This window comes from Chitinophaga caeni, from assembly GCF_002557795.1.
GTDB classification, from domain to species: domain Bacteria; phylum Bacteroidota; class Bacteroidia; order Chitinophagales; family Chitinophagaceae; genus Chitinophaga; species Chitinophaga caeni.
Genome location: NZ_CP023777.1, coordinates 4309716 through 4334471 on the forward strand (window position 1 = coordinate 4309716; position 24756 = coordinate 4334471).

Sequence of the window (24756 nt, forward strand, 5' to 3'; positions counted from 1 at the left end):
CTATTAATAATCTTTAGCAGATTAATGGTTTACTTATTAATCTGCGCGCAAGGCTTTCATAGGTGTAGTTATCGTCATTTTAAAGGTCTGATAACTTATTAAAATCACAGTGATAAGTGTAATTAAAGCAGCGGACAGTATAAATGGCTGTAGTGTAATATCTATTCTGTAGGCGTAGGCTTGTAGCCATTGTTTCATTATATAATAACCAAATGGAGACGCTACTATTATTGCAAAGAGTATGATAATTACATACTCCTTTAAAAACAGCAGCACAATATCTACTATAGAAGCTCCCATTGCCTGCCGGATACCGATTTCTTTCATTCTCTTATAGACGCTTAATGATACAAGGCCAAATACACCCAGCAATACGATCACAAGTGCAAGTATGGTTGCAGCGAAAGCAGCTCGCTTTAGCTGTATCTCTGTTTGATACATTTTTTGCAAAATATCATCCATGAAATTATACTCAAAGGCAGATCCGGGCAGCAGCGATGACCACTTACGCTGAAGCTTATTAATGGTACCGCTCATATCTCCTGGTTTAAGTTTGAAAGACAAATATCTGTATTCCTTTTGATATTTAACATGTATAAATACAAAGGGTGGTATAACATCCTGCATAGAGCCGAAATGAAAGTCGGTCGTTACGCCGTATACCGTAAATACATTGTTATATCCTTTTATTTGCAGCTGCTGGCCGATGGCCTCGTCCGCATTCTTCCAGCCTAAAGCTCTTACAGCGGTTGCATTTAAAACTATCCTCGATGAATCATAGTTTTCATTAGGCTTTTGAAAAAACACACCTGATTGCATTGGGATCTGGTAAGTAGATGCATATTTTTCGTCTGTATTAAGCGTCTGCACGGAAATTGCTCTTGAGGCATCCTCTCCCATTCTGTACACCTGAAAGCTGGATCTGTTGTTTCCATCTGGTATTTCATATGACAGGGAAACCTCTTTAACTTCGGGCATTTTCGCAAATTCATTTCGTATCATTTCGATGCGCTGCACGCCTCGTTCTGACCAATCTCTGGGTAACGGTGCTGAAAGGATAAGCTCCCTGTTATAACCTATGTCGTTACCAAAAAAGAACATTATCTGCTGAGAAATCACAATGGCACATACCAGCACCACGATGGCAGTACCGAACTGTACACCGATCAAAGCTTTGCGGACGGTATTATTTTCCTTGACAGTTGCTTTTCCTTTAATGGAATTAAGCATATTCAGGGAGGACAAAACAAATGCCGGATATATTCCGGCTATAAAACCAATTATCACGATCAACGCCAGTGGTACCAACTGAAGATAAATAGGGAATTGCCACAAATTCGGAATTCTTCTGCCCAGCACATCACTGAAGAACGGGCGTCCTAAAGTATATAACACTAAAGCCAATACTGTTGCCAGGGCTATCAGGATGATAGATTCTACCAGGAACTGGATTCTTAACTGTCCCTTTAAACTACCTAATGCTTTTCTTATCCCTATCTCTTTTATCCTGACAGAAGCTTTACTGATAGATACATTAATGAAATTAATAATCGCCATTAACAATATGAATAAAGCGACAAAGGATAACGTATACAGGAGCTTCCTGATCAATCCATTTGTATTATCAAGATAATAAGTTGTCAGTGGGGTAATGTAGCCACCCAGGTGAGTCCTGGTCTGTTCTGGCGCATGTTGCTGCAGAATATTCGCAATGGCACGTTCCACATCCTGGGGTCGTGCATTCTTTTTGAGCTTGATGTAACTTACAATGTACTGGTTGTCCCAACTTTCCATATCACGATCAAAAAAGCTCAGGGAGGTAACGGGTAAAAATATACCGTTATCCATTCCCTGTGTCAATTTTGTCACCGAATTATTTGGAAGATCCTTTAATACCGCTGTCACAGTAAAATCGCGTTTACTTCCAGCAAAGTTTTCGATCGTTAATATTTCACCAACCACATCCGTTTTTCCGAAGTACTTTATAGCATTATTGGCCGTAATTACAACTGAATTAGGCTGATCGAATGCGGTTCTTACATCCCCCCAAACAACCGGGAAACCAAACATAGAAAAGAAGGTAGTATCTCCCACCTGCAATCCTTCCCTGAAGTATTTCTCGCCATTGGATACGGTTGAAGTAACACCATCGAACCGGTAATAGTTATCAACCAGAGTAGGGTATTGTTCTTTCAGCATTTTAGACAGCGGCCCCAAGGTTGTAATATCTATTCCCATATTGGGATCGGTCCATTTACTCTGAAGCAGATACTGTTTATCAGCGTCTTTCAGGGTTCTGTTAACCTGTAACTCACTCCACACAAATCCGCCAATCAATAAGGCAAAAGCTATCCCTAATGAAAGCCCGAACACGTTCAACATTGAATAAAAAGTGTACTTGAGTACGTGCCGCCAAGCTACTTTGAAATAGTTTCCAAACATATTTTTAAGGATTTTCAAATGACCTCATCTGCAATAACGTGGTGAGAATTAGTCATCGGTTAATAACTGCCGGATTTCATCAGGATAACACGGTACACTTAAACAAACGGATATTGGCCAAACGTGAAAGGGCTGATAAATGGTTTCCCTCTAAATTTAATATATTTCTTAAAATAACATAAAAAAATTATTCCTTACACTCCTCTGTTGGAGTCTGATCCACATTATCCAGGTTAAGATACTCATAAGTATTTCCTTGCCAGGAAGATTATACGTAGTATCAGTCGTACATATTCTGTTTCTGGTCAATTTCATGGCATATTTATCCCAGATATGATCTTCCTTCATCCGCATGAAGGTGGCGGCTTCATCTGTTTTGCTATAACTGCTTCTATTATCGCCAATTATCCTTTCCTGTTCAGCATAACGTTCCAATGCAGTTGGCCAGTTTCTCTTAGCATAGCTCAGTTTCTGACGTATTTTTTTGTCGATTGGTTTATCCTTCAGTGCCGCATTTATTGTGGCTATTGTTTGCTCAATTTTTTCGCTATCAATTTTATCAAACCCGGAAGGATCATGGTCATCGTTTAATTCGGCGGCGGCAATAGTTTGAGCGTATTTCCATAATTCATTCAGCTGCTGCTGCATCTTTGCTTTATTGGTTTTTATGGAGTTGCCCCATACAAAAGTGTACCTGTTTGCATTCGCTTCGATTTTAGTGCCGTCGGTGTAAAGCTCTTTCAAACTCAAAACACCTTCTTCGCATAATAGTAATACTACCTGTGTAAAGATGGGTTGCAGAGATTTTTGAAGACGTTTGCCCCGGAAACGGTTAATTGTATTGTGATCGGGCTTACTCATCCCGCTTAACCACATAAAGTTTATATTCTGATGGAGAGCTTCCTCTATCTTTCGGCTACTATATCTATTATTTATATATGCAAAAACCAGCACCTTCAGCAACATTCGGGGATGATAATTACTTGCACCGCCTGGTTTATACTGCTAAATTAACTGCCCTATGTCTACTTTATCCAGAACATCGTTGACCACTCGTACGGGGTGGTTTTGACCAACCAACTCGCTTAGATCGGGAGGAAGAAGCATTCCCTGGTGCTGGTGATTACTTTTAAAGGACACTATTAATGATTTTCCTCTTGCCATACATTAAAAATAGGCAATCATTCTGGGTGCGGATACAAGAAAATCAAAATACTTCTCCACCTGGAAGGTGGATAAATGGGGGCTAATTTGAAAAATTAATAGGCTGCATCATTTATTTATGATACAGCCCCATTTTTATTTCACAAAGAAATATCGCTGAAGATCGTCGATAATAACTCTCCGCTAAATAACTGGGGCCATTAAATATAAACTACAAAAAAATAATTTAGTTCCTCCTCCTGCAAGGCAGGACTGGCTTTCATTTTAAAATGATTCCTATATACGAGCGATGCTGCATCGAGAAAAGGAGTAAATTTCAATACGAATATTTCATATCTTAGTAAGAGCTGATTAACCTGTATAAAGTACGGGAAAAAAATCGGGGTTATACAAAAGGAACTCAACTAAACGCTCAACTAAAAAACAAAACCCCGCGACTAGCGCGAGGTTTATAAGTTGTCAGTGATCCCGCTGGGACTCGAACCAGGCATCCAAAACCCGCCACTACAGCGAATTCCCGAAAATGCTATTTATGTGGTAACCGAAAAGGTAACCGATTTATTTTGCTGCTCGTTGAAACAACTTGAAAGAACTTCCCTATTAATACGGCTTTCTGCTGCCATATCAAACTATTGCAAAATTATTCAAAAAAATTGATGGCGCAAGTTCTATTTAAGGTTCACATAGGAAGAATCGGAAACAAAGCCTCCCTGGTCAGACCGATCATTGCAACTCCTTCCTCAATCTCATTTACAGCCCGCTCCGAAATTTTCCTTTACTCGATTCTGAATACCAAGTAAAATTCGGTATTTGATATGCAACTTAGTCTGAGGCATGAAGAGCCTTTGGCCTAGATTGCAGAATATGTAGCCTTCTCCGTTAGCGTTAGACAATTTTGTTCAATACAGTATTTGATCCGATATGTTGTTCATAAAAATTGCAACAAATATCCGTTCATTTGTTACGAAATGTAACATATTTTAGCAATACCACTATCTACTACAGAGTTTCAGTTTTTATTCAGAGAAAAATTGTTAACTCATTATGCAAAACGAAATTCAAGAAGTACTACGTACTGTGAAGTACGTTATGGTAACTGATTTTAAAAATCATTGGGAGGAGATAAAACGTTCCAGTTTTCCGAAATCATTTACACATCCACTTATACTCAGGCAGCCATTATCAAAAGCGGCAGTACGCACACTTTTTATCAAAAGGGAGAAGCAAAAGGTTATCGGATGCTCGATTGGCTACAGCAGCAAGTTTACCTGGGGCAAAAATGGGAGCAACTTTACGCTCATTCATTTCTTTGTAACCGACCTACAACCCTTTCCAATTTTAAATGAATACAAGAACCTTAAGATTGGATGGCATTTGAATAAAATGTATCCTGACTTTAATGATCATTTGATTCCTTGCTTTTTAGCAGAGATGGGCGAAACCGAAGATTGGAGATTATTTGAGCTTTATTGCCACTACCTGCTTAAACTTATTGGCGTAAATAGCCTTCATCCATTTCCAACCGTCCGTAACAAGGGAAAAGCCGATGGTGAATTTTTTCTCGGTGATCTATACGTGTTGTATGATGCAACAGTAAATAATAACTTTAGAGAAGACAAAAAGGAACAAATAGCCAAGTACGTTTTAAAGGTCCGTGGCAAGCGAACCGTTACTATAGGAAGGCAACAATAGCCGTTGAAAGGTATTAAGAAACATATATGTATTATAACCCGTGGAGAAGAAGTAAAGCCTATCGAGCAGAATTTAAACACGTCAATTTTAGTAAAAGAGATACCTTTTCATGTTTTATCTGAGATCTACTACAAAAAAATGCACGAAGAAATAAGTGAAAATGTTCTGTGCGGGTTACTAAGGGATTTATGATGATTCATGCATAAATTTATAACGTACAGTAATAGCTCTACTAATAAATACTAAAGCCCTGGTTGCCATAATTGCAGCCGAATGCTTTTCTATTCTTCACTCCTGAAATCCGGTTTACTTTCTAGCAGCCCCGATGAAGCACTCACCGGGGCTGTTATTTTTCCCTTTCGCCTTTCACACCCCTCCTTTCCTCTGCATACATTGCGGAGGTTTTCTGCATATATAAGTTACGTGATCATTTTTTCAGATCAGCCAGTAAAAAGGCTGCAATCATACAGCAGGTACAGCTTAGAAGTATGATTGCGATCCACTGGGTACCATTTGCGCAATGCCATCTTCATGGATTCCACATTTTTTTATTCAAAGAACCTGTATGCTATTGGTTCCATTTCAAGAGCAAAGGTATTTCCGTGTTCTTCACGCAGCCCCAAGGTCAGTGCAAGTTTGGAAAAAAATCTCCACCCGTTGGGTAGTATTTATTTCCCAAAACCTTGTGGCTGCTAAACACGGACCTTTTAAGCTCATGAAACGAAACATAGCATACTCCGGCTCTTTACACGAATAAAAAAAATGTCAGTTATGAAGATCAACAGCATTGGAAATGGTAATAGGGTGAAACGAAACAGCACCTCCTCTCATTGCCGAATAAATCTCGAAAATCAAATCAAAATTCAATCAAGTAAAACAAAAAGATCATGAACATCATCGGAAGAGTAACAAGGGATGCCGAAGTACGCACCCTGTCCAACGAAAAACAAGTAGTAAACTTCTCCGTAGCCATCAACGACAGCTACAAGAATAAGCAGGGCGAACGGGTACAGCAAACTACCTATTTCGATTGCGCCTACTGGATCAGTGCGAAAGTAGCCGCCTTACTGACAAAGGGAACATTGGTAGAGCTTACCGGGAGGGTAAGCGCGAGGGCATGGGTGGATGGTAACGGGAATGCCCGTTCAGGCCTGAATTTCCACACCGCGCAGATCAAACTGCACTCATTCCCCGGTACAGGCACGGGAGAACGCAGCAACAGCAGCGTAGCACAGCAGGCTGCCGGTAATGAGCAACAGCAAGCTGACGATCTTCCCTTTTAACCTCCTTCTTCAATCAATCATTCAATCATCATTTCTCAAACTATTAAAATCAAATATCATGGGACACAACCTGAATTTCAACAAGAGAACCGGACGTTATTCCTTTTTCAGCGTGCAGCAAAAAGCATGGCACAACCTGGGGCAGATCGTAGAACAGTACCCCACGAGCGAGGAAGCTATAAAGTGCGCCGGGCTGGATTACGAAGTAGTTAAATCCCCGCTATATACAAAAGGCTCCGGTATTATCCATACAGGGGACAGTATAGAGATACAGGACAGAGAAATAGCAGTTCCGGGCTATTTCGCCAATATCCGCAGCGATAACAATACCGTCCTCGGTGTAGTCGGCAGGGATTACCATATCGTGCAAAACCGCGAGGCCTTTGCTTTCTTCGATGCCATTGTTGGCGGTGACGATGGTATCCTGTACGAGACAGCAGGGGCATTGGGTAATGGGGAACGCATTTTTATTACCGCAAAACTCCCCGGTTATATCCGTGTCGGCAACGGTGATGATGTAACAGAAAAATACATATTCCTGACCACCTCCCACGATGGCAGCGGAAGCATTACCGCAGCTTTTACCCCTATCCGGATCGTATGTCAGAATACCCTGAATGCTTCGCTTCGCAACATGAGCAATATCGTTCGCATCAAACATACCGCCGGGGCGAAGCAAAGACTGGAGGATGCCCACAAGGTAATGGGGCTTGCCAACACCCTAAGCGGCCAGTTAGAGGGCGCTTTCAATGAGTGGGCTAAGGTCAGGATAACCGACCGCGAAGTGCGCAAACTCATACAGTTGGCCCTTTGCCCCAATAAGGAAACACTGGATTTACTGAAAAAGGGCGCAGACGATGAAGTGTCCGCCGTATTTCAAAATACCGTGGATGATGCCTTTGCCTATGCTATGATGAGCGATACCCAACAAATGGAAACGACCAATGGAACCGTTTACGGCGCTTACAATGCGGTAACGGGCTACTATCAGAACGTGAGGGGCTATAAAACGGACGAAGCCAAGCTGCAATCTATTGTCATGGGCGGCACTGCACAGACGAGGACACAAAAGGCCTTCGATCTCTGCGCCGCTTATGCGACAGACGGAGCGGAAATCTTAAACTTTAACTAGACACCTATAGGCTACCGCCTTAGCCGGTGGTAGCCTATCAAAAACTATAATATACCCGATAAATCCCTTTCGTAAAGCTATGCACATAACCGATCTGAACGGTTGCCGCATCGAGGTAACCCACCTTAAAGAAGCTCTTGCAATGGCAAAGCGATACAAAGAGTACCGCCACGAGGATAGCAGTTTTTCGGAGTTTGACAAACGGCAAAAAGCCTATTGGACGGACATGTACGAAAAATTAGTAACACTGAAATCCCAAAAATCAAAGAATGAGCAATCTATCGGATAAAACAGGATACAAGGCTATAAGCATAATAGCCCGAATGGTAAAGGAATTTGAAAAGCTGCATTATTTAGATATGACCAAAAGCGATGATTGGGATGCTTGCCAAGCAAGAAATCTGTTAGAGGGCATTGTTCAATCAATCGGGTACAAAATCAATTACAATAGAAATAGTAAGAAGCCACTTTTAAAAGCCTAAGAAAATGAACACAAGTTTTTTCCAACAGATAGCCCAACTGAACATCACCGGGGCATTGCAGATCACCATAACCAAAGGCGCAGGAGGCGGCCTTGTCGTATCTGTTATACTGCACAACGAACAATGCGGGGATAAGGCAAAGGAGCTAATCCCCCCGCTTACCCTCCGGGGAACTGCCGAAGAACTGGACAGCGGATTTTTTGAACGGATAACCGCACCCATACAAGCCACCTCCGGCCTCATGGATAACATGGAAACCTATTTGAAGCAGCAGGAAGAAGCCAAAAAGCAATCCGCGATGGAAAAAGAAAAGACCGACAAGGAGAAGAAAGCCAAAGAGGAACGCGACCGGAAATACAAAGAAGCCATGAAAAAGGTGGATGAACTGGAAAAGGAAGGCAAGTACCGCGAAGCCTGGACAAAGGTTCCCGACCCTAACACCTTCCCGGAGTATGCCGACACCATCCGCAAACGCCGGGCGGCGCTGTCTGCCCAATTCCCCCCTGATCTGTTCGGCGGTGCTGAACCGGAAGCAGAAGCAACCACTCCGGAGGCAAACCTGTTCAGCGTGGACGATGATACGGCAACAGCGCCGGAAGTGCCTGAAGCAGAAAGCGAAACCGAATAATTCACCAACAATCTTAAAACAACGATCATGTTAATAGCCACACAACTAGAACGGGTATTTATTCTCAACGATAGCGGCAGGGAGATCAGGCTGGCCGACCCCGAACCCGCATGGAGCACGGACGCCGTGCTGAACTACTACGCCAATACCTATCCCATACTGACCACCGCCAAAGTATCTGCTCCCGTTATCAGGGAACAGACGGTGCAATATCGCTTTGACAGCGTAATGGGAACGAAAGGATAACAAACTGAATCATTAAAGCCATGAAACATGCAACAACAGACTATAGCCGGAACGATCAGCATGCCCACTTCCACCCGGCAACAGCAGCTACACCGGCAATTGAGCCAGTTCGCGGACTGGATGCAAAGGCCAAAAGACGCAGCAGCAGTAAAGAAGGACAAGCAACAGTCCGTACCCCCGGAAGCCTTACCGATGCTTTTCTGAAAACCACCTTTCTCCCGGTACAGGAAAAGGAGATTTGCACAGCAACCGGCAAGGAAGCCATTAAAACGGAAAGGGATTTTTACCAGTCCCTTTCCGGGCTGGCTGCCCATTATGGCATCGAACCCCTGCCGACCCGTGAATATGGCTACCCCTACAATATCGCTTTATCCCTCTGGGATACGGAGCGCAGGCTGAAGGACACTTGCAGGTATTTTGATAACCTGCGTGTGCTGCGTCAGGGAAAAAAGACCGTCCTCGTCAGCGAGGAACGGTGTAACACTGGCTATAGCCTGTATTACATCCCGGTAGTGCCGCTCTACAGGATGCTCAGGAACCGCAAACGCAGGACGGCGGCACAACTGCTATTATCGGTTTGCACTTACCTGTACCATGTAGCGCAGGTACCCTATTACCGGCAGGAGGACAGTTATTTATATTGGACGTATCACATGCTGAAAGATTGGGCGGAAGAAGAACAGGAAACCGACAGCGGCGACATCTACGGAGGGGAAATACACGTTGCCGAATGGACAGGCGACAGGATGGAACAGAAAATACGCCACCGCGACAACCTGAAATACTTCCGGCAGCGCGTGGAAACCTTCAAAGCCGGTGACGATTACGACCGGGAGTGCCTACGGGTGGCCTCGGAAGCCCTTGCCCTGTACACGGCGTATCCCGATGCGCATATCTATAACAACGCCTATCCGAAAGCTACTGTAAGTGACGAATACGACGACGAACCGGAAATAATAGGCATAGAAAAATACGTTTCCTTTTTCGCAGATAGGAAAGGCCTGTTATATGACAGCCTTTACGAAATGGTCAATACGGATTTTAATGAAGGTCCGGCCATACAGGAACCGACAATCAGGAAAGTGTTTGATGGCAAGCCCATAAAGGGAAGCCTCGACTTTGACAGCCGCCTTTTTGAACTGATAGGCGATCTGATCTTTTTACTTAGTAACGATAACGACAACAGACTATGAAAACGGCAACAGACATAACCAGTAGCTTCAGTACGCTTTATCACCCCAAAGCCGCTTTGGTTTTTTATGAAGCCAAAGGGCGCGATAGCTACGTAGAACATTTTGACATGGACGAAAGCGGCAGGCCCGTTAATGCCCATCCCCTGACTGTCCGGGAAGCACAGGCACTGGCTCGCAGTCTGAACACGCAAAGGGAGTTCCTCAAACCCAAGGGGCTGCTGCCCGGCAACGTGCTGGAGGTCAATCCCGGCGATGGCGGTAGCGTACTCTGGTACAGCAAGGCACAGCGGCGGCAGCTTTACTTCCATAAATTCCTCGGTCTCCCTGATGGTGTCGCCCACATACCTGCCCTTGTTTGGAAGGCCAGCCGGGACAACCTGTTCCTTTATGCGCTGGCCGGTAACCGGAGGCCCACCGAAAAGACAGCCCTATACCATGCTCCATTTTTTAATGTGTATGAGAGCGGCAGCGTCTGCATGGGATCGGTGGACTTACAGTTTGCCCGGTCGGTATCATTGGAAGCCTTTATTGCCGGGTGGGAGGACTACTTTTTCAACAGTTATTTCAGCCACCTGATGCACCGACATAACCCGGTGAAAGGTAATTGTGTCAGCCTTTGGAAAGGATTGTTAGAGACCGGCGAGGCCTTCCCTAAAGCCGTATTGAAAAAAAATAGCAAAACCCTCAAAAATTTACTGCAATGAATACAGAAAAAACTAAAGTCCATATTACGGATAACTACCTGCTCAACCCGACCAACCCCATCGAGGTAAACCTGGTCGGGGCAGGTGGTACCGGCTCTAAAGTACTGACCGCGCTTGTGGAAATGAACCACAGCCTTTTGGATTTCGGGCATCCCGGTTTACAGGTGCGCCTGTGGGATGATGATATAATTACACCGGCCAACCTCGGCAGGCAGCGTTTTGCCGAAAGCGAGACCGGCCTACACAAGTCGGTGGCCTTAATTAACCGGGCTAACCGCTGGTCAGGCAGTAATTGGAAAGCAGAAACCAGGAAATTTCAGAAGGATAATTTGGGAAACATGCCTGAACACACGGACGCCAGTATCTATATATCCTGTGTCGATAGCGTATCCGCAAGGTTCGGCATTGCCGACATCCTGAAATGGAGCCACAGCCGAAGCTACCACAACAAACCCAAATATTGGATGGATTTTGGCAACAGCCGCTATTCGGGACAGGTTGTCCTGTCCACCATCGGGGAGATCAGGCAGCCGCAGTCCGAAAAATACGATACCGTTGCCGCCCTGCCTTTCATTACTGACGAATTTGCCGACCTGTTGAAACAATCCGGAGAAAAGGACGATACCCCAAGCTGTTCACTGGCCGAAGCCTTGCAGGAGCAGGATTTATATATCAATGGTTCTTTGGCGCAGATGGGATGCTCCCTGCTGTGGGGCCTGTTCCGAAACGGATTGACCCGTTACCGGGGCTTTTTTCATAACCTGGAGGATTTTCGTACCTATCCCATAAAGGTCGGGTAAAGGCCGGTTCCGGCGGCCAAAAGACAGCCCTTCCGTTGGTCGGGCTGCCTTTTGGCGTCCAATCGGTGCGACCACTTGCCCGAAAGACAAGCGCCCCGCTGAAGCCATCCCTGCTTTCCTTCTACCAACAGGTCGCGGCTTTTTATGTCGGGATACTGACTATCCCCGCTTACTGGTGGGCCGGCTTCTTTTTCTTTCCGGCAGCGGCCAAAGAAAAAGAAGCAAAAAGAACCCCGCTTTTTCGGATGGACGGGGCCACCCCGGACAGGTGGCCGTTTTGTATTGCTGCAGATCGGTCAACCTCAGCTTTCCCTTCACGCCGGCCAAACAGTAGCCACGACAAGCCAAATACTGCCACGATCTCCGGCACAGTGCCGGCAGCACCTACCTTCTCTTCCTGCCCCGAGAGGGGTGCTTATTGCTAAATAGAAGTTGATGAAACCAGAAGATCGTTATCCCGGCCTGGAACACAAAGGCGCGACTTTATCCGCTTTTGCCGTAGCCATAGATGTATTTATCCTTTCCCTCAAATCCGGGGAACTCGTGCGCTTTACGCCCGATGACCCCAAAAAATTTCGGCAATGGCTGGAGGCCCACCAGGTCCGGGATGCCGATAAGAAGCAAGGGCAGGATACCGCTGCCGCACTGAAGTCAACGAGGCGCAGAAGGCTGTTTTAACTTAACCGGCTTGGGGAATTGCCTGTTATTGCCGCTGCAGCATGATGCTGCTCCGTGGCCGCTTGCTGAGCGGCCTTTTCTTTTTTCTTTTTCAGCGAGTAATGGGCCAGCACACCCAGGATGCCGAACAGGATCAGGGCGTAGGCCAGCCACTTACCGACCCTTTCCACGAACCGGGTCATCCAGGATTGCTCATAGCTGGAAAAGCCTTCAGAACCGAATGGGCTGCGCCGGTAGAATTTGCGTCTGTTAATCCAGTATCGGAGGGGAAGTCCTATTGCCAAAGCGATGATGCCTAAAATCAAAGATGCATCCATGACCTTTCTGCGTTTTTTTGTCGGGTTTGGTTACTGATGATAGGTTGGGAATACCCTGTATTTGGGATTGACCGAAATAAAAAACGGCCTATCCAAAGATACGCCGTTTTGCCCACATTTACCCACCCGTTTAATCGCTGCTGTTGAACTGGAAGCTGATCTCCTCTTCATTGCCGAAGTTATCGGAAATCCATACCGTAAAGGAGTGCGTTTCTTTCGATGCAGAAGTGTAGTATAGGCGAAATTCCCTTTCCGGCAACGGATAACGGTCATTGGGCAAGTACGGATCATCATTAAAATACCGGAGCATGCCCTTGCCCTCATACTGGAAATAACGGATCGTGTACCGGGTACCGTTATAGTCCCCGGAAGGAAGGATCGTACAGCGCAGCTCCGCTGTTTCTCCGAGGGCGATTTCGGAAGGTACGGGCATCACTTCCACTTCAAAAGGAAAATTCTGCTGTATGTCCAGTTCCTTTTTGCGGCAGGAAGCCAGGATCACCGAGAGCAGGGCCACCAGGACAAAGCAGTACAGGAGCTGCTGGCCCAGGTTAAGGTTACTGATTGCTATTTTCATCGTATAAATAATTTAAAAGTTAAACCTCAGACCCAGCCCGGCCGAGGGCCGGAACTGGTCTGTTGACGTATTCCACAACAACCGGGAGCGGCCTTGCAGCACCACCACCAGCCGGTCACCGAGCCAGGCTTCCAGGGACAGCCGCCCACCCGCCCCATAGATAAAGCCTTCTTCACTGCGGATAAGCGCGCCGTCCGGCAGCAGTGCCGTTCCCCGGTTAATGGCCTCATAGCCGCCCACCGCGCTCAAAGCGGCATTCAGGTTAATGTGCTTTCGGGCCAGGGACAGGAGCCGCAGGCTATAGCCTGCTTCGGCCATATAGGTCTCCAGGGGCAGGTAGCGCCCTTTGTAGGCCGCCTGTTCCCGGTCATACTCCAGGCCGTAAAGCTGGTAATGGCCGCTCTTTCCATAGACAGTAAGGGCCGCGCCCAGGAAATAGTTGCTGCCGGGCTGCCGGCCGGATAATGTACCGGCGCTGAGTTCCAACCCTTTTTGTCCCGGCAGCATGCGTTGTGCCTGTACGGCTGTGCAACAAAGCACGCCCAGCAACAGGGTATAAATATATCTTTTCATCTTTCGGTTGATTTTTGAGGTTAACGGATCTTCAGGTGCATGTAACTGACTAGTTTCGCTTTTTCCAGGTCGGCCTGTTCCACCCGCAATACCTGGTGCCTGCCGCCGTTCTGCTCGCATATTTCGATAAGCAGCACCTGGTCGCCGGTAATGCTGAACAGGTCCAGCAGGAACACGTTCCGCCCCGAGGCCTTCCCCGCTACAGGAGTGTTGGGCCGGTACTGCCGCAAAGGCGTCTGGGTACGCTCCTGGATCACCGAACGTTTGAGCACTTTCTTATCGACTACCTTAAAGCGCACGAAATCCACCCGGAAGGGAACATTCGTCTTATTACGCAACTCGGTAAAAAAATAGAATTTACCTTCATGAATATAGATGCCTTTAAGCGTGTAGCCGATACCGTAGCTACGGGAACCGATGTGCTTAATATCCCTTTTATTCTGCTTGCAGATCGTCTCCATCAGGAGCTGCGCCAGGGAAGGCGCACTTTTTCCCAGGTCGGTAAACAACACTTCATTGCCTCTTTCCCTGTCAGCGGATCGCTGCATTTTCATCAGGTCATAATTAAGTATGGAGGGGTATGGGCTGTACAGCACATCGAAGTTGTAGAACCGGCCATCGTCGGTGATCACGGAGAAATTGGTCTCTTCGGAAAAATCCCGCACGGCCGCTTTGACGCGCAGGACATTTTCGGCATCATCGGCCTTGCCGGCCACCAACTCATCGCTGCCCAGATCGACATAGCGGATCGCGGCGGGAAAGATCAGGTGGGTGGTCTTGTTATAGGTGACTTCCATCCGGTAAGGGGCCACCTGGCCTAAACGCAGTGCCGTTGTGTTGGAAACCGGCTGCGCATGGCTATGGATACATAGGCCGGTCAGCAGGACCAGCATTATCGTACTTTTTAAGATTGCTTTCATTGCTGTCTATTTGTTCGTGTTTGAAGAAAAATTATTTTTTGGCGACCAGCAGCACCTGCAGGCCTGCTTTCAGTGTTACCTTCACCGTCCTGATCTTTTTAGAGAAATAGCCCGAAACGCCTTGAACCAGGCCCCGGCCCAGGTCGCCGGCGATCTGTTGCCCCGCAGAGCGGGTCATCATGATACTGGTGCCGGAGGTCTGGGCCATATTGGAAGCGATCTCCGTCAGGGCGTTCTGTTCCGGGGAATACGGCAGGACCAGCCCCTGCTGGCCGTCAAGGCCGTAGATAGTAATATCGACGGCGGCAATATGACCTTCCAATTCTACAGAGTTGACCCGGAGCTGTAGACGCCCGGATTCCAGTTTGGCATGGGCCGTAAGAGCCGTACCGGTAGGAAGCAGCATGCCGGCAATAGCGGCCGGTTCCAAAAGCCGCAGCGGCACATCGCTGCCAGCCATCACTACCTGAGTTTGCTCCACGCAGGCAAGGACGCTGTTTTTTGCCTGGGAAGCCCGCGGAATGCCACCTATACCGGCAGTATTAAAGTCGTAGTGCCGGTCTCCGGACAAGCGATCCAGGAAGGCACTGTCCGTCAGCTCCCGGTACAGGGCAGATACCACACCGCTGCGAACGGGAGTGAAAGCTACAGTCGGCGTAGCCGAGTTGATACTGCTGGCTGCAGCAGCACTATCCGCCTTTGGTGTAGCCGTGGCCCCGCTACCGGCAGGTAGGTACTTGGCCGCCATCTGATAGGACTTTTCCATCAGCGCCAATTGGTTGTCGATGTTATTTTCCGGCGGGGCCGCATCCCGTTGCGCCAGTTCCTCCCGCAATTCTTCGACTTGGCGGCGCAAATCCTCCGCTTCTGAACCATTGTCCCGGTAAAAGGAACCGAGCGCATTTTGCGCATTCTTATAGCTAATCAGGGCATCGTCCTCCCGGTGATGGGGACGGCCGTTATAAGCACCTGGCCCCGGTTCCTGCTCGGGAAATCCCTGGTCATCCTTACCTGCCTTGTCCTGCTTCCAATAATCAGACAGGGAAGCAAGGGCGCTTCGCTCTTCTTGTTTCTTTTGTTCCATCAACTGCGTTTCATAGGCCTTTTGCTTATCTGTTTGGAGGCCGGCATCAGTTGCTTGGGGAACGGCGTCGTTAAGCCCGGCATAGTTGTTTTTCTCCTGATCTCCCGGCTGGAAGATCAAGTACAGGCAACCGGCGCATACCACCGTCATCAGCACGAAGATCAGCGGCTTTTTCAGCCGTTCCATTTTGCCCCTCTCTCCCTGTGGCAGTTTACTTCCTTTGTCCCGGTTCTCATTTACCAGGAAACTTACCTTAGTATTGTCACTTTCTTTCATAGATCTGATTTTTAAGTTGGAGTAATAGACTGTCCTGCGCCGATGCGCCTGACGGCCTTTTCCCGATTACTGGGTTTTCGATATGGTTTACCGATGAAATTTGGTCGGTATCGTACCATGCATTAGCTATCGCTAAGACCATAAGTGCCAGGTAGCCTGTGAACAGCAACAACGTGTAGCGGTGTTGTCGCCTTAAAGGAAGTCCGCGCCAGCGCTGATCTAGCTTGCCTAACCAATGGTCTATTAAGGATCGTATCTTTTCCATAGCGTCGTTTTTTACCGTTCTATGATCTCGACGTCCTTGTTTTCCAACACCCTGAATTTTTCGATACTGAATCCCTGCGGATTGCTATCCGAGCGGACGGAATTTAGCAGGTTACAGGAAGTGACCAGGCTGCGCCGGGTTACGTTGCTGGTGCGGATAATGAACTGCCGGGCATAGGTCCGCACCGAGTAAGGGTACTGGTCGAAGCTGCAGACCACGCTATCTACTTCAATGCGCTGCTGTACGTTGCCGCCGATGATGCGGTTGAAATATCCCTTTTCCGATAGGTCTTTATAGTAGTCAAAGGCAGACCTGTCGGCCAGGTAAAAGGCCCGCTTCATATTGCTTTCAATGGCATTCTTGTCCGGGGCCAGCGTGAAGAAGAGTTCATGGAACCTGCGGACATGTTCCCTTGCTTCAACAGGCCGGTTGATGGCCGCATCCTGGGAAAGAGCCAGCATCAGAGATTTGCCTTCGTCTAGTACGTAGATCTTCTGGCGCTGCTCCTCGGCAAAGCGATAAGAGCGCCACATGGCAAAGCTTGCCAGCACGCCGCAGAGCAGGGCGAATAAAGCAGCGTACAACCTGATCTGCCGGAAACTATTCTCAATATTTCTAAGTGTTTTAAATTCCATGATTAATTGCAGTTTTTAATTAAGTAATTTCCCTAGTACGTTCCCTGCGCTAGCACCGCTACCCGCTCCGGCGATATTGCCCGCTCTTTGGGCAGTTTGGCTCACATTACGCATAAAATTACCAGCCCCTCCAGCTTGGATAATCCAGCCAGTTACCGTAGGGACAGTGAAATATCCAATGATCCCAATTATCATGAACGTAATAAATACAGCATCGGTGGGATCAGGAATAAAGTTGGGATCGGATAAATCTTCTATTTCTTTTTTAGTAACAAGCATTTGGATTTTGGCGAGCATGGAACTGAACAGGTCTGCAACAGGCAGCCATAGATAAACGCTTACGTAGCGGGTCAGCCATTGCGTGAGCGTGGACTGGAAGCCGTCCCAAACCGAAAGCGCGAAAGCGATTGGCCCAAGTATAGAAAGGACTATAAGGAAAAAAGTACGGATCGTATCAATTACCAAAGAGGCAGCTTGAAATAATAATTCCAAAAGCTCGCGCAACCAGCGACGAATGGCCTGTTGAAAATCATAGATGCCTCGCTCTATATACATCCCTGACATGGCGGCCAGATCAGAAGGGGACCAACCCAGTTCGTCCAGCTTTTTATCGAACTCTTCGTCTGAAACGAGGTAAGCTGTTTCAGAATTACGAAGTTTGGCCTCCCGTTCCAACAAATCTCTGCTTTCCCTCAGCTTATTGAGGTCTAACACCTGGTCATCGAGAATTGCATGCGTCCCCTTGACCACAGGGCTGAGCACCGTATTGATCGTACCCAGTACTATTGTCGGAAAGAAAGCGATGCAGATTCCTATTGCGAAAGGACGCAGCAAGGGGAACACGTCAATAGGTTCTGCACGGCTGAGTGCCTGCCATACGCGGAGCGCCACGTAGAAGAGTGCCCCTAGGCCTGCAACACCTTTGGCCACCACGGCCATGTCCGCAGAAAGTGGAATCATCTCATCGTAGAGCGACCGGAGCAGCTCGTGAAGGTTATTGAACTCCATGGCTTACCAGTATTTCTGTTCATCGGTGCCATATAGTTCTAGCACTCTTTGTGAATTATTTTTTTTCTTTGCCCGGACTACGGAGACGGATATATTTTTGTTGGTATAGTAGCGCACCAAATTGCGGTAGTCTTTAACCTCGTTATAAACCCGGTCGATGATCTCCATACGCTCCTTGTCGCTGAACGAGAGCCCCGTGGAGGTGACGATCTGCTTCAGCTCCTTGAGCAGTTCTGTACTTTCGTTAAGTAGTTTCGAATAGCCCCAGGCTATTGCGGATAGCTCCCGAGGCGAAAAATTCGGATCGTTCATCATCCTGCCAAAATTATTGACATAAATCTCTGAGACTTCGCCAACCAGGAGTACTGTCTGTTGTACTTTCCGAGCATCCTTCACCAGGTTGCTGACGGATTTGAGCTTATCGTAATATTCTTTTCCCTGCTCGAAGACCTTTTTAACTTCCTTGAAGTTCTTAACTACGTTGGATACCGTGGAAGAAGTCTGAACAATCTCGTTGGCGCTGTTGAGGATACCCGAGGCCAGGTTGGCCGGGTCAGTTACGATCCACTGCGCGTGAGTGCGCGGAGCAAGGACCAACAGCCCTGCCGTAAACATTAAAAAAAGTAGTCTTTTCATTGCTGATAGTTTGTAGAATGGTTAATAATGATGTTGCTTTAATGCGTACCGGCGCACAGCCACCTGTGACCGGTACGCATTAAATTTTCATTCATTTCATTTGGATCGCTTAGGGTGGCTGCGACTTCTTTGCCCAGCTTTGCGAAATCCTGCACTTCTTCTTTGCTCGCGGGATCCGCCTCAAATATGAGCGCTATGCTCTCTCCCATTGGAAGCTTTATTTTCTCCCTTTCCATCTGCGGCTGATTTTAAAATGATTAATAGTATTTGTGTTGTTCTCTCCGTTCCGCGGCTATGCGCTTTATTGCCAGTTCTACGTTGCCACCGAGCTCGCGGGCCAGCTTCATGACCTCCATTTTTTCAGTTTCTTCTGTGGTATATGCCAGGTACTCTTCCAGGCTTACCTCCGTGGCGTACACGGCGGAATGTGTACCTCCCAGGCCGATCCAAACTTCCTTGTACAGCCTGCGGGGATCGTTATTCATGTTGATTGAGAGAATTTGCGCTTTTTCCTTTTCGGTAAGTCCTAACATGTTCTGGATATCGTCGAACTTATTCATGTACTTACGCTGGTCCAGCAGGACTTTACAGTCGGAGTTGTTGATGATGCTTTCTTTGACAATGGGAGACTGGATGATGTCATCGACTTCCTGCGTCACCACGATGGCCTCACCAAAAAATTTTCGGACTGTCTTAAGTAGGCTAAGCATCCAGCGCCTTTTCGTATTGCTACGGTAGGTTTCCAAACACTCGCCCCCGAACCGGACTTACACGTCTCCGCGTATCCGGCTCTCCACTAATCTTGTCAGTCTAATGTACCGTTATGGATTTTCTGATGACAGCTGTGGCATACAGCAACAGTCTTTCTTCTTCTCGCAATCATGTGTCTTTCCCAACTCTTTTTACCTTCAAGGTTTTTGAGTTTTCGCACATGGTGCATCACAAGCTTTTCCGTAGCTCCACATATTTCGCATTTCTCAGCTTTTAGCCTGTCTATAAGGCTTGTCCTACCTGCATCAAAGATGGAATAGGGTAAAATATCAAAGCCAGCGTCTGTCATCGGGTTCTTTCTTTTGAACCCCAAGTCGTAGAAGTATCTCTCTTTTACAACACCAGATTTAGTGGTAAACCTTACTGTAAATTTTCCATTTCTACGATACTTGGCGTTTATCTTTCTCGTTGAACTTTTGTATTTCCCAGCAAAGGTTTTGTACATACTGTACTCCATTATAAACCTGAAGTTGTGCAGTTCAGAACAGTTGTTAGCAATAGAGAAGTAATTGTAGAACCCTCGAATTTCCCGATTATATCGGTCAAGAATTTCAAGGTCGTCATTGAATATAAGTCCAGACCTGCATTTTGGTTTCCAAATTTCCTTTCCGTTTGGGTATCGGAATTCCAATACGCCATAGTCAAGTAATTTATTCCTCATTGTTTCTGTACTCAATTTGAGATATACCCTTTTTCCATAGGTTCTTCTCAAACGACCTGCAATATCCCTTCGTTGTGCGTTGGATTTTCTCACAAAGATTTCATAACCAAGAAAATGTGCTGAATCTTCCGTGTGGGTAATGAGAGTTTTCTCGTCTGACAGTTCCAATTTGAGCTTTTCATTAAGGAAATTTTTAATATCTTCCTTAACTTCTTTAGCATCTTGTTTACTGCCTATTATCCCAATTAGGAAATCATCTGCATATCTGACATATTTCAATCTCTTGTAATCTGTGTCCATCTCTTCAGAGCTTGGGTATATTGCACGTTCCTTATCTTCTGCCTTGATCTGTTGGATCAAAACCGCTCTTTCATTTTCGTCTTCTACATACCTTAGTTTTCTTAGAGTTCTTCTTCTAGCATTTTCAAAATCCATACGGACTCTACTTGGTCTGCGTTTTTCTCCCTTATCGAATTTTGTGATGTACTCTTTTATGTATTTGTCTAATCTGTCGAGGTAAATATTTGCCAGTAATGGACTAACAATACCTCCCTGCGGCGTTCCGCTATACGTTTTATGAAATTTCCAATCTTCGATGTAACCTGCATTCAGAAACTTTCTGATTAGCCTTATAAATCTATCGTCGGAGATATGTTCTTTAAGTATGCCTATCAGCACATCATGACTGATGTTATCAAAGAATCCTTTTATATCTCCTTCAATGAACCATTTGGCCCCACTGAATGACTTCTGAATCTGAGCCAGTGCAGTGTGACAACTACGATTTGGACGGAAACCGTGTGAGGTATATTCAAAATGTCCCTCATAAATAGCTTCCAAAATCATTCTTATCACTTCCTGCACTAATTTGTCATCAAAAGCAGGTATGCCAAGGGGGCGCATCTTACCGTTTTTTTTCGGTATATAAATTCTCCTCGATGGCTGGGGCTGATAGCTTTCATCTTTTAATGAGGCTATCAGCTTTTCAATCCGAGATAAACTCATATTGTCAATACTTTGACCGTCTGAACCTTCCGTCATATTACCTTCTTTTGCATAAATGCGCTGATAGGCAACATAGAACATCTCTTCATTGAACAGAATCCTGTAAAGCCTTTCAAACCTGTAGCTTGAAGTTTTACTGTGTTCCATTAGACTGTTTAATACTCTTTCTGGATTTCTCATAATGTCTCTCACATTTTCCTTTAATTGTATTAATAAAAATTAGCTGCTTCCCTTCGCCATGTACAAGGCTTTCCCTTGCTCGGACTACTACGAAAGCTCCGTTACCATGTCGGATATTCAGAGAGCTTTACTCTCATAGCCTTTCGGCATTCCGATTTAGGTAATCCCCGTTTGCGACTTAATAACTATTGGCACGATGGATTGTCGGATACGACTTCCGTCCTTTGCACGCTTACTGCGACTGCGCTGTAATAAGTTCCTGCTCCAACCATACCAATTCACTGGTGGAGTATTACAGTATGACGATTGATAGCTATCTTACGCCATAATTTCAAGTGGAATCGCTTGGACTATCGTTTAATCAATTCGGATTTTATCCTCATATCCATCTTTTCATCTTGCCATTCAGTAGCAGTCTGATAGCTAACTGACTTATGACTTTACCGACATGCTTCACTCCCTGTCCAGTTTCCCTTTCAGATAAGTCGGTTGATGATAGGTTTTTTTAAAGAACACTAACCTAATCTCTTGCCAAAGAGATATTTACTAAGCCGCCTGTACGGGCGCACACAAATACTTTATGTATTCTGCCATTCCTTCTTTGGCGATTGCCTTCCATGCTTCTTCAATTAGTATGAGTTTTCGGATACCTTTCAGCCTCCGCATCTTGTTGATGAAGACCTCCATAATGATGATCGTGACTATGGGAAAGAGGATTTTGTGGTCCTTTATCGCATCAATTTCAAACACAATGAAGTGTTTGGAAAGCAGGTCTAATTGCTTATCAGAGTTCAACAGATAATCATACTCTCCGCCTTTGTAATAGGGTTCGAGCACGTTGAGGAAGTTGGCAATGTCAAAGTCTTTTTCCCTGACCTGTTTTTCTTCAAGCACCTGACGGTAATCGCCCTGTACATACTCATAAAAGCCATTGAACGACGGATAAACATCTTCCTGTTTGATGCGCTCGATATATCCCGATACCGCATTGGATAATGCTACCTCTTCTGAACGGGTTGGTAGTTCATCGTCACGCTTCCACAGTGTAATTATCAGGGTTTTGATGCTCTCCCTCTTTTCGATGTCGAATATGCCATCATCGGTATAGAATGGGTTAAAGGCAATCGGATTGTCTTCGGTGTAAGTGAAATACACACCGTCTTCACCTTTAGTCTTGCCTTTAATGAGTTTGCACAATCCCTGATAGGAATTACCTGTATCTACGAGCAGGACGTGTGCGCCTTGCTCATAGTATTGCCTCACCATGTGGTTTGTGAAGAATGATTTACCAGAACCGGACGGGCCAAGTATAAACTTGTTCCGGTTCGTGATGATCCCACGCTTCATAGGCAAATCGGAAATATCCAAATGGATTGGCTTTCCCGTTAGCCGGTCGGCCATCTTGATGCCGAACGGTGATGGCGAATTGTGATAATTCGTTTCTTCGGTAAAGAAGCACAATGCAGGTTCGATGAACGTGTAAAAGCTTTCCTCACTTGGAAAATCACCTGCATTACCGGGCATTCCTGCCCAATAGAGCGTAGCAACATCCGTAGTGTTGTGTCGGGGCTTACACTCCATCAGTGCCAATGCACTACCACTATCGTTCTTTAGCTGTTTGAGTTCGCTTGGATCTTCCGACCACGCCATAATGTTGAAATGTGCCCGGATAGATGATAGCCCGAAAGAATGAGCTTCGTTCAGGTAACGCTCAATCCACTCTTTGTTGATTTGGTTTGCCCTGCTGTAACGAGCCAGCGAGTGCATGTTCCTTGCAGACTTCTCAAACTTTTGCAGGTTATCTTCACTGTTATCTAAAAACAAATATTGGTTGTAGATATGGTTACAGCTTAACAGCAATCCTACAGGTGCTGCGAATGATAAACGGCAGTCGCTTCGGTCGGTAGATAATTTCTCATAACGGGTATCTGCCGATACTGTTCCGGGCAGGTCGTCCGTATCGGAAAGCGTGTGCAGGCACAACCTTTTGTTGCCGATACGCACTTCTTCACCTCCCAATGCGATGTCCTGCATTGGTGTTCCGGTATCTCTTGACAGTGTTAGGTACTGTTCCAGCAATCCCTGTTTCCCATCCGCACCGATTATTTCCTCTTCCGTAAGGCGTTGTAGCTTGATAAAACCGCTATCGTTGACGATACGCTCAAACTGTGCAACGGCTTCCATAAAACGGTGAATGGCTTCCTTATCCCTGATTTCCTTTGGTATCAATACACCTTTGCACAGCGATGAGAAATTACTCTGCATACGCATACGCTCTTTCGTTGTTTTAGTCAGGAACAGGTAGCAATAGTGGTTAAGGAACGGTCGCTCATTGAAATGGCGTTGATAAGACTTTGCGAGAAAGCTCTGGTCTTCCTTCGCCATATCAGGTGCATAGCTTTCTTTGATGTACCAATCCTGTTTGTGGATAACCGTAAAATCCGGCAAAGTCTTAATGGCCTTGTGCCAAGCAGAATGAATTGCTTCGTATTCTGCTGAGGCTACGGTAAACAGCTCCGGTAAACGCACTTCAAAACAGGCGGTGATGTCCGCATCTTTGGAAAGGATACAATTGTTTTCTACTGCCAGTAGCGGGAACTTGCTCTCCAGTGTTGTGGTCTTTGCTACATTTCTCATACGGCATTCGATTTACGGGTGAACTTTATGTAGCGGTGTACCGGCTTGCGGCAGATGATGTAGCGGGGATGCCTCTTATTGGCTGCTATCTTCATTAACCCGTGTTCTCCATACTTTTTGTTCAGGGAGAAGGTTTGCCACACAATAAGTGAAGCGCCACCGGCTCCGAGGAACAGGCAGATGTAGGAGTTAACCCCGGCCATGTAAAGGATCATGACCAGGATAAGCGTACCGAGCAATCCGCCAGCGAAGATGAACAGGTATTGTGCTTTCAGCCCTTTAAACTCCACTGTCCTCCCAATGCCTTTGTTGATATTGTAATTACTCATAAGGCAAAGGATTAAAGGAAGAATGAACGCAGGATGGTAGCGGCAACAATCAAGAAGATACACGCACCGAACCACGAAGCTGCGGTCTTACTCGTATCAGGGTCGCCGGAACTGAATTTGTTGTACACCTTAACCCCTCCGATTAGCCCCACTACGGCACCGATGGCGTAGATGAGCTGAGTGGCGGGATCGAAATAAGAGGTTACCATTTGGGTAGCTTCGTTGATCCCTGCCGAACCGTTTCCCTGTGCGAAGACACCAATTCCTGACAGCATTGCCACCGCTGCCAGAAGCACTTTTTTTCTTTGTTTTTCCATAATTGAAACACATTAATTTGTTACTGTTATCCCACACCTTGCGGGCTTTCGGTACAAAAGTGTTTCGGAATAAGAGGCGGTCTAACAAAGTGGCAGTCAAAGGAATTGTTTGGCGGTGAGT

General features: G+C 46.2%; 25 protein-coding genes and 1 pseudogene. 10 read left to right on the plus strand and 16 right to left on the minus strand.

The genetic code is table 11. The features are described 5' to 3' along the window. Positions 1-36 precede the first annotated feature (36 nt). Together COR50_RS18120 and COR50_RS18125 are read right to left on the minus strand one after the other, a co-directional pair. Positions 37-2442, minus strand: a complete 2406-nt coding sequence (locus COR50_RS18120) for an ABC transporter permease (RefSeq protein ID WP_098195297.1) — start codon at positions 2440-2442, stop codon at positions 37-39. A gap of 168 nt (positions 2443-2610) precedes the next feature. Continuing rightward, a pseudogene (locus tag COR50_RS18125) lies at positions 2611-3420 on the minus strand (transposase); the annotation flags it as partial. Positions 3421-4650: 1230 nt separating this feature from the next. On the opposite strand from COR50_RS18125, the gene COR50_RS18130 reads away from it, so the two are divergent. The 10 genes from COR50_RS18130 to COR50_RS18175 all read left to right on the plus strand — a co-directional run bounded on the left by COR50_RS18130 (position 4651) and on the right by COR50_RS18175 (position 12444). Further along, entirely contained in the window at positions 4651-5298 is a 648-nt protein-coding gene (locus COR50_RS18130) for a hypothetical protein (protein WP_098195299.1), read from the plus strand. Positions 5299-6185: 887 nt separating this feature from the next. Next, on the plus strand, positions 6186-6581 hold the full coding sequence (locus COR50_RS18135; RefSeq protein ID WP_098195300.1) for a single-stranded DNA-binding protein: 396 nt from the start codon (positions 6186-6188) through the stop codon (positions 6579-6581). 58 nt (positions 6582-6639) lie between these two features. Beyond that, positions 6640-7713 (plus strand): DUF932 domain-containing protein, encoded by a 1074-nt coding sequence (locus COR50_RS18140; RefSeq protein WP_098195301.1) that lies wholly within the window; start codon positions 6640-6642, stop codon positions 7711-7713. 79 nt (positions 7714-7792) lie between these two features. Beyond that, positions 7793-8002 carry a hypothetical protein gene (locus COR50_RS18145; protein ID WP_098195302.1) on the plus strand — a complete coding sequence of 70 codons (210 nt, stop codon included), beginning with the start codon at positions 7793-7795 and terminating at the stop codon, positions 8000-8002. Between the two features lie 197 nt (positions 8003-8199). After that, positions 8200-8823, plus strand: a complete 624-nt coding sequence (locus tag COR50_RS18150) for a PRTRC system protein E (protein ID WP_098195303.1) — start codon at positions 8200-8202, stop codon at positions 8821-8823. 27 nt (positions 8824-8850) lie between these two features. Continuing rightward, a complete protein-coding gene (locus COR50_RS18155) occupies positions 8851-9069 on the plus strand; it encodes a PRTRC system protein C (protein WP_098195304.1) in 219 nt (72 codons plus the stop codon). A gap of 20 nt (positions 9070-9089) precedes the next feature. Continuing rightward, on the plus strand, positions 9090-10262 hold the full coding sequence (locus COR50_RS18160; RefSeq protein WP_098195305.1) for a hypothetical protein: 1173 nt from the start codon (positions 9090-9092) through the stop codon (positions 10260-10262). Continuing rightward, complete coding sequence (locus COR50_RS18165; protein WP_098195306.1) at positions 10259-10966, plus strand: PRTRC system protein B; 708 nt, start codon at positions 10259-10261, stop codon at positions 10964-10966. The genes COR50_RS18160 and COR50_RS18165 overlap by 4 nt, the downstream gene beginning before the upstream one ends. Beyond that, positions 10963-11766: a PRTRC system ThiF family protein gene (locus COR50_RS18170; RefSeq protein ID WP_098195307.1), complete on the plus strand. Its 804-nt coding sequence runs from the start codon at positions 10963-10965 to the stop codon at positions 11764-11766. Before COR50_RS18165 ends, COR50_RS18170 begins: the two co-directional genes overlap by 4 nt. Before the next feature lie 435 nt (positions 11767-12201). Beyond that, entirely contained in the window at positions 12202-12444 is a 243-nt protein-coding gene (locus COR50_RS18175) for a hypothetical protein (RefSeq protein ID WP_098195308.1), read from the plus strand. Here the strand turns inward: COR50_RS18175 and COR50_RS18180 are convergent. From COR50_RS18180 to COR50_RS18250, 14 genes are all read right to left on the minus strand, one after another. Continuing rightward, positions 12441-12761: a molybdenum ABC transporter permease gene (locus COR50_RS18180; protein WP_098195309.1), complete on the minus strand. Its 321-nt coding sequence runs from the start codon at positions 12759-12761 to the stop codon at positions 12441-12443. The two genes, COR50_RS18175 and COR50_RS18180, sit on opposite strands and share 4 nt — an antisense overlap. A gap of 130 nt (positions 12762-12891) precedes the next feature. Further along, positions 12892-13338: a DUF3872 domain-containing protein gene (locus COR50_RS18185; protein ID WP_098195310.1), complete on the minus strand. Its 447-nt coding sequence runs from the start codon at positions 13336-13338 to the stop codon at positions 12892-12894. Positions 13339-13350: 12 nt separating this feature from the next. Then, positions 13351-13911 (minus strand): conjugal transfer protein TraO, encoded by a 561-nt coding sequence (locus COR50_RS18190; RefSeq protein ID WP_098195311.1) that lies wholly within the window; start codon positions 13909-13911, stop codon positions 13351-13353. Between the two features lie 20 nt (positions 13912-13931). Continuing rightward, complete coding sequence (gene traN / locus COR50_RS18195) at positions 13932-14831, minus strand: conjugative transposon protein TraN (RefSeq protein ID WP_098195312.1); 900 nt, start codon at positions 14829-14831, stop codon at positions 13932-13934. Positions 14832-14862: 31 nt separating this feature from the next. Then, a complete protein-coding gene (gene traM / locus COR50_RS18200) occupies positions 14863-16191 on the minus strand; it encodes a conjugative transposon protein TraM (protein ID WP_098195313.1) in 1329 nt (442 codons plus the stop codon). Between the two features lie 276 nt (positions 16192-16467). Further along, entirely contained in the window at positions 16468-17091 is a 624-nt protein-coding gene (gene traK, locus COR50_RS18210) for a conjugative transposon protein TraK (protein ID WP_098195315.1), read from the minus strand. Positions 17092-17106: 15 nt separating this feature from the next. Beyond that, positions 17107-18099: a conjugative transposon protein TraJ gene (traJ, locus tag COR50_RS18215; RefSeq protein ID WP_098195316.1), complete on the minus strand. Its 993-nt coding sequence runs from the start codon at positions 18097-18099 to the stop codon at positions 17107-17109. Between the two features lie 3 nt (positions 18100-18102). After that, complete coding sequence (locus COR50_RS18220) at positions 18103-18735, minus strand: DUF4141 domain-containing protein (RefSeq protein ID WP_098195317.1); 633 nt, start codon at positions 18733-18735, stop codon at positions 18103-18105. Between the two features lie 38 nt (positions 18736-18773). Continuing rightward, positions 18774-18944, minus strand: a complete 171-nt coding sequence (locus COR50_RS18225) for a hypothetical protein (protein WP_157760986.1) — start codon at positions 18942-18944, stop codon at positions 18774-18776. 48 nt (positions 18945-18992) lie between these two features. After that, positions 18993-19445 carry a TraG family conjugative transposon ATPase gene (locus COR50_RS18230; RefSeq protein ID WP_098195319.1) on the minus strand — a complete coding sequence of 151 codons (453 nt, stop codon included), beginning with the start codon at positions 19443-19445 and terminating at the stop codon, positions 18993-18995. Positions 19446-19540: 95 nt separating this feature from the next. Then, on the minus strand, positions 19541-21352 hold the full coding sequence (locus COR50_RS18235; protein WP_098195320.1) for a reverse transcriptase domain-containing protein: 1812 nt from the start codon (positions 21350-21352) through the stop codon (positions 19541-19543). Between the two features lie 546 nt (positions 21353-21898). Continuing rightward, on the minus strand, positions 21899-23989 hold the full coding sequence (locus COR50_RS18240) for a TraG family conjugative transposon ATPase (RefSeq protein ID WP_198405696.1): 2091 nt from the start codon (positions 23987-23989) through the stop codon (positions 21899-21901). Then, positions 23986-24318, minus strand: coding sequence for a DUF4133 domain-containing protein (locus tag COR50_RS18245; protein WP_098195321.1), 333 nt, complete (start codon positions 24316-24318; stop codon positions 23986-23988). The genes COR50_RS18240 and COR50_RS18245 overlap by 4 nt, the downstream gene beginning before the upstream one ends. An 11-nt stretch (positions 24319-24329) precedes the next feature. Continuing rightward, a complete protein-coding gene (locus tag COR50_RS18250; protein WP_089874082.1) occupies positions 24330-24635 on the minus strand; it encodes a DUF4134 domain-containing protein in 306 nt (101 codons plus the stop codon). Positions 24636-24756 lie beyond the last annotated feature (121 nt).